The sequence below is a fragment of the Anaerolineae bacterium genome (assembly GCA_014360855.1).
Classification (GTDB): domain Bacteria; phylum Chloroflexota; class Anaerolineae; order JACIWP01; family JACIWP01; genus JACIWP01.
In genome coordinates this window covers 1-4,085 of record JACIWP010000265.1, presented here as the reverse complement: position 1 = coordinate 4,085, position 4,085 = coordinate 1, and the positions used below count along the sequence as shown (strand labels likewise).

Annotated in this window: 2 protein-coding genes; both read left to right on the top strand. The window is 68.9% G+C overall.

Translation table 11 applies throughout. From position 1 onward, the window contains the following. On the top strand, positions 1 to 2,988 hold a 2,988-nt coding region (locus H5T60_12340; protein ID MBC7243222.1), incomplete at its 5' end, for an O-antigen ligase family protein. A 30-nt stretch (positions 2,989 to 3,018) separates the two neighbouring features. Next, positions 3,019 to 3,972, top strand: a complete 954-nt coding sequence (locus H5T60_12335) for an SDR family oxidoreductase (protein MBC7243221.1) — start codon at positions 3,019 to 3,021, stop codon at positions 3,970 to 3,972. The last annotated feature ends 113 nt before the right edge of the window (positions 3,973 to 4,085 follow it).

The following is a 4,085-nucleotide window of genomic DNA, read 5'->3' as shown; positions in this document are numbered from 1 at the left end:
CTGTCCCGCCTGTTCCTGCTGACCATTATCCCGCTGGTCTGTGCGGCGGCCGCCGGCCTGGCCCGGCCGGCGGTGCCGGCGCCGGCCGTCCCCCTACCGGAACCCGACCCGCGCATCTGGCCCCTCTACGGCATCAACCTCTCTCCCTGGCACCTTTCCGAAGCGGAATGGAATGCCCAGCTTGAGGAAATTGCGCGCATCCTGCCGGGCGGCTGGGTGCGGATCCGCTTCCGCTGGGCGGAGCTGGAGCCGGCGCCCGGCCAGTTCGATTGGGCATCTGCCGACCGCGTTGTGAACGCCCTGCGCGGCCGGCACCTGCGCTTGCTGGCCGTGCTGGAGACCAGCCCCGCCTGGGCACGGAGCGAACAGGACCAAGACAATCCCTATGCCCCACCCCGCGAGCGCCGGGACTTCGGCGCGTTCGCCGCGGCCTTCGCCGGCCGCTACGGCGATGTGGTCGACGCCTATCAGATATGGGATGAACCCAACATTGCCCCGCACTGGGGCAACCGCTACGTGAACGCCGGCGAATATACCGACCTCTTGCGCGAGGCCGCCGTACAGATTCGCCCGGCGGACCCCGACGCGCTCATCCTGGCCGGCGGGCTGGCCCCGAACATTGAGCCCGGCGGCCTGAACCAAAGCGACATCATCTTCCTGCGAGAGATGTACGCCGCCGGCGCGGCGGAATGGTTCGACGCGCTGGCCGCCAAGCCCTACGGCCTGCGCGCCGGCCCCACCGACCCGCCCGACCCCGGCCAGCTCAATTTCCAGCGCGCCGCCCTCCTGCGCCAGGTGATGGTGAAGGCCGGCGACGGCGCCACCCCCATCTGGGGCGTGGAATTTGGCTGGAACAGCCTGCCGGCGGGCTGGCAGGGAGCCCCATCCCCCTGGGGCACCACCGATGAGGAAACACAGGCTCGCTGGACGCGGGAAGCCGCCGGCCTCGCCCGCCGCTCCTGGCCCTGGATGGGACCACTCCTCTGGGCGGAGTGGCAGCCGGATGTCCCTACCGATGACCCGCGCTGGGGGTTCGCCGCCGTGGACAAGGACGGCCGGCCGCGCCCCGTGCTGGAATCCCTGCGCGCCCTGCCGGCCCTCTCCGAAACTGCCGGCGCCGGCGTCCATGCCTTCTGGGAGCCATCGGTGACCACCGAAGGGCAATGGCGGATCGCTCCTGACGGCGCGGACATCGGGGAAGAAGGCGCCGCCATGCGCATCCGCTTCGTCGGGACCGGCATAGACCTGGCCGTGCGGCGCGGCCCGTACTGGGCCTATCTCGAGGTGAGCGTGGACGGTCAGCCGGCCAACGCCCTGCCGCGCGACGAGGCCGGCCGCAGTTACCTGGTGCTGTACGATCCTCTGCGCGCGCCGGCCGTTGTGCCGCTGGCGCGAGGACTGTCGGCCGGCTTCCATGAAGCCCGCATCGTCGCCCACGGCGGCTGGGACCAATGGGCGCTGGCGTATTTCGCGGTGCACGAGGACACGCCGGCGCGCTCCCCATGGCCGGCGGCTGTCCTGGGAGCCCTGGCCGGCCTGCTGATAGATGCTGTCCTCCTCGTTGGGACGCGGGGGTCGCTTCGCCGGCTGGTCTCTGCTCCCGTCCGCCTGTGGGAAAGGGCGCATACCTGGTTCACCGGCCGGCCGCTTTCCCTACGGCTTGTTCTGCTGGCCGCCGCCGGCGCCCTGTTCCTGCTGGCTCCTGGTCCCATCCTTCCGCTGGTCGGCCTGCTGGCCTGCGCGGCCGTCATCCTGCTCTGGCCGCCGGCCGGCCTCATCCTCGCCCCGGCGAGCTTCCCGCTCTTCCTGCGCCCGCCGCTGGTCTTCGGCCGCGCCATTCCCAACCTGGAATCCATCCTCTGGCTGACGCTGGCCGGCCTTCTCTGGACGGCAGTACTGCGCGGCGGCCTGCGGGGCCTGTGGGGCCGGCTGTGGCGGACCCGCTCCTGGGTAGACGCGGGGGTGCTGGGATTGCTGTTTGCGGCCGGCCTGAGTACAATATTTGCTCAGTACCCGGGCGTGGCGGGGCACGAACTGCGCACGGTGTTCCTGGATTCCGCCCTGCTGTATGCCCTCTGGCGCGCCATGCCGGCCGGCAAGGATGAGCGACGCTGGCTTTGGGCGGCTGTGGACGCCCTGCTGATCGGCGGGGTCATTGCGGCACTGGCCGGCATCGCCCAGTGGTTCTCCGGCGCTGGCGTCATTACCGCCGAAGGGGTGGCGCGGGTACGCGCCTGGTACGGATCGCCTAACAACCTGGCGCTCTACCTGGAACGGGCGGCGCCGGTGGCGTTCTCTGCGGTGGTCTTCGGGGGCGTCGGGCGCCGGCGCTGGGCCTACGGCCTGGCGCTTCTGCCCATTCTGGCGGCGCTCTATCTGACATTTTCGCGCGGCGCCTGGCTGTTGGGACTGCCGGCGGCCCTCATTGGGATGGGCGCGGCGCGCGGCGGCAAATGGCGTTGGGGCGCGCTGGCCGGCGTCCTGCTCATCGGCGCGGCGCTCCTGCCGCTGGCCGGCACCGAGCGCGTACAAAGCCTGCTGGACACCTCGGCCGGCACTGGCTTTGTGCGGCTGAAGCTCTGGCAGGGCACCTGGAACATGATCCGCGAGCACCCGGCGCTGGGGGTTGGGCCGGACAACTTCCTGTACCTGTACCGCACCCGCTACGTCCTGCCGGGAGCCTGGGAGGAGCTCAACCTCTCCCATCCGCATAACATTGTGCTGGACGCCTGGACACGCACGGGGATAGTGGGCCTGGCGGCGCTGGGAGTGCTGGTAGCGGCGCTGGTGCGCCGGCTGTGGCGCGGCGCGCGGCAGTCCGCACAGCCGGCCGAACGTATGCTCTACATCGGCCTGTTCGGTTCATTGGCCGCTTCCCTGGCCCACGGCCTGATCGACAATTCATTTTTCCTGGTGGACCTGGCGATGGTGTTGATGATGACCGCCGGCCTGGCTCTGCGACTGGCTCAGCCGGCGGAAGAACAATAGACGGACGGAAGAATCCGGAGGAGGAATCCGATGCGCGTGCTGATTACCGGCGGTGCCGGCTTCATTGGCTCTCACCTGTGCGACTACCTGCTGGAGAAGGGCCATACCGTCATCGCCATGGATAACCTGGTCACCGGCTCGACACGGAATATCGAGCATTTGATTGGTCACGAGCGCTTCCTGTTCATCAAGCACGACGTGACCGAATACATCTATCTGAAAGGCCCCGTGGACGCCGTCCTGCACCTGGCCTCCCTGCCCAGCCCCGTGGACTACCTGCGCCATCCCATCAAGACCCTCAAGGTCGGCGCCCTGGGCACCCACAAGACCCTGGGTTTTGCCCTGGCAAAAGGGGCGCGCTACCTGCTCGCCTCCACGTCGGAGGTCTACGGCGATCCCGAGGTGCACCCCCAGCCCGAGTCCTACTGGGGGCATGTGAATCCGGTCGGCCCGCGCGGGGTCTACGACGAGTCCAAGCGCTTCGCCGAGGCCATGACGATGGCCTATCACCGCGCCCACGGCCTGGACACCCGCATCGTGCGCATCTTCAACACGTACGGCCCCCGCATGCGCCTGGACGACGGCCGGGTGGTGCCCAATTTCATCAAGCAGGCCCTGCTGGGAGAACCGCTGACGGTGTATGATTCCGGAGAGCGCACCCGCTCCTTCTGCTACGTCAGCGACCTGGTGGACGGCATCTACCGCCTGCTGATGTCGGACGAGGTGGAGCCTGTCAACCTGGGCAATCCCTGTGAGATCACGATCCGGGAGTTCGCCGAGAAGGTCAGGGAGATCGCCGGCAGTACCTCCCCCATCGCCTACATCACGCCCGAGGATGACCGCACGCGCGACGACCCGCGCACCCGCCGGCCCGATATCTCCAAGGCGCGGCGCATCCTGGGCTGGGAGCCCAAGGTGGGTCTCGAAGAGGGCTTGCGCCTCACCATCGAGTGGTTCCGCGAGTACCTGGGGCTGAAGAAGTAAGGAGCTGCGGGGCGTGCACCGCCTGCTGGTACGGCCGTACGTGACATTGGTGAGCTGGTACTTCCGCCGGCTGAAACTGCCGCTCTCGCGCCTGGCCAATCTGTTCCGACCCA

Excerpts from the sequence above, each read along its gene's own strand:
- H5T60_12335 (MBC7243221.1), top strand. The coding sequence starts at position 3,019 with ATGCGCGTGCTGATTACCGGCGGTGCCGGCTTCATTGGCTCTCACCTG.